The sequence below is a fragment of the Helicobacter didelphidarum genome (genome assembly GCF_003364195.1).
GTDB lineage: Bacteria > Campylobacterota > Campylobacteria > Campylobacterales > Helicobacteraceae > Helicobacter_A > Helicobacter_A didelphidarum.
On sequence record NZ_NXLQ01000112.1, the window covers coordinates 1 to 1,780 of the forward strand.

The window sequence follows — 1,780 nt, forward strand, 5'->3', positions numbered from 1 at the left end:
CTGATATTTGAGCTTGTGTTGTGGTGTGGCTAAAAGCATACGCATAATACACATAGAAGGTTTTACCTTGATATATCTTAATCTTATCTTGCAATGTATTATAGAGTTGCTTTGCATACTCTCTCATACTATTAGGGGAGAATACTTTTCTTATATAGGTATATTTAGATTCTTCCAAAGTTATTGCTTCTTGGTCTATGCGTAAGAAATAAGGAATAGTATTTTTAAGTTTCTGTGTGGCGCTATCTCCTCTATCTATAATCTCTAATAATCCCCTACTATTTGTTTGATAGCTTTTTATACGCTTCAATAACTCATTATTCATTTCTAGCATACCACAATATAATTCTTTGTCTTTTCCTATATCAAGCATTGCATAAGGCTTTATATTGGTCTTTGATTGAAATAAACTTGTGATATATTCTGCAGATTTTTTTGTCCCATACAAATATAGAAATATTGCAAAGGCATTTGTTTTTATATCATCCCATATCTTTTTTGTCTCATCATTAAAAATACCCGGTGCATTATAAGTATAGACTTCATTTACTAATTCATCATAACTTAAAGCACACATTTGAGCTAAAAACCCTCCTAAAGAATGCCCTACTATCATCATTTTAGGATAAGATTGTGATGATGTATCATAGATTCTAGGTTTAATCTCTGTCTCTACAAAGTGTATCAAATCAAAATATTGCTCTGGGATTTGGTTTGTCCCAAGTAAGAAATCTTCATAGAAATCTTTTAGCATTGCTTTTATTTTATCACTACCCATCTCTGTGCCACGAAAGGCTAAGATATATTTAGAATCTTTAGGGACTTCTTTTCTTTCACCTGTGGATTTATCAATCTCTCCTAAGTCTTCAAATAATGTCGCACTAAAGCCACTAGAAGTATTGGGGCAATGTTCTACAAGTTTGTATCTTTCAAAGAATCTTTTAGCTTGAAGTGGGGAGAAGTCGCCATCAAGTTTGTCAAAATTAAAAGTATCATCAAATTTATTTGATATGTTTGATAAAAATTTATTACTTGCTGTTTGGTTTATCAAAACTTCTTGCCCATTTAGTTTAATATTTAAAATATCTGCAAAAGTAACTTCTATTTCTTTATATCCTCGTAAATATGAGTTATCAGTAATTTTATTGCCTTGCTCATCTAAGGCATATCGTTTTCTTGGTATTCCTTTGTTGTCTTTTAGTAAGTGAAAATACCCATAGCTAACCCAAGCTAATTCGGCATTATCGCGAAGTTTTTTAATTAATACTTTGTTATCCATTTGCTTACCTCCATAATCTAGTAAAGAAAATATATATTGGTATAATCAAGAATATTAAGTTTAAAATTTTCCACCATTGGAATTGTTTGTATGTATCTATTGCTAGACTGACTATCACATAGGGAACTAATGGTGCAACAACTAGCGTGATAAAAAGTGTTGCCATTTTATATGGCGTAGAACCATGCCCAATAGCTCCTGCTAGTGATGTAAAAAGAAAACAAACAATAAGATAAACTACAAATATAATAAAAATAATATGTTTTTTCATCTCATATATTCTTTGGTTTCTTTTTCTTGGAATAAAGTAGCAGAGAATCCACTTGAGGTATTAGGCTGATGGATAAGTAAATCGTAGCGTTCAAAGAAGCGTTTAGCTTGAAATGGGGACATATCACCACTAAATAACTTATCATCAAGCAAACCATTTTTAGGTTTGCCATTATCATCAAGATAGTATTTATAGGTAATGTCGAGTATGTCTGCAGGGGTGATGATAGC

The 1,780-nt window shown here is 31.4% G+C and carries 2 protein-coding genes and 1 pseudogene; all 3 read right to left on the minus strand.

What is annotated here, in order from left to right; all coding sequences use genetic code 11:
* The coding region (locus CQA53_RS11210) for a lipase family protein (RefSeq protein WP_115544001.1) at positions 1–1,279 on the minus strand (1,279 nt) is incomplete at its 3' end.
* A gap of 4 nt (positions 1,280–1,283) precedes the next feature.
* Positions 1,284–1,550, minus strand: a complete 267-nt coding sequence (locus tag CQA53_RS11215) for a hypothetical protein (protein ID WP_115544002.1) — start codon at positions 1,548–1,550, stop codon at positions 1,284–1,286.
* Positions 1,547–1,780, minus strand: a pseudogene (locus tag CQA53_RS11220) (hypothetical protein); the annotation flags it as partial. The gene CQA53_RS11215 and the pseudogene CQA53_RS11220, both read right to left, overlap by 4 nt.

Bases quoted from the DNA above. Each gene is read 5' to 3' on its own strand.
- CQA53_RS11215 (WP_115544002.1), bottom strand. From the start codon at position 1,550: ATGAAAAAACATATTATTTTTATTATATTTGTAGTTTATCTTATTGTT.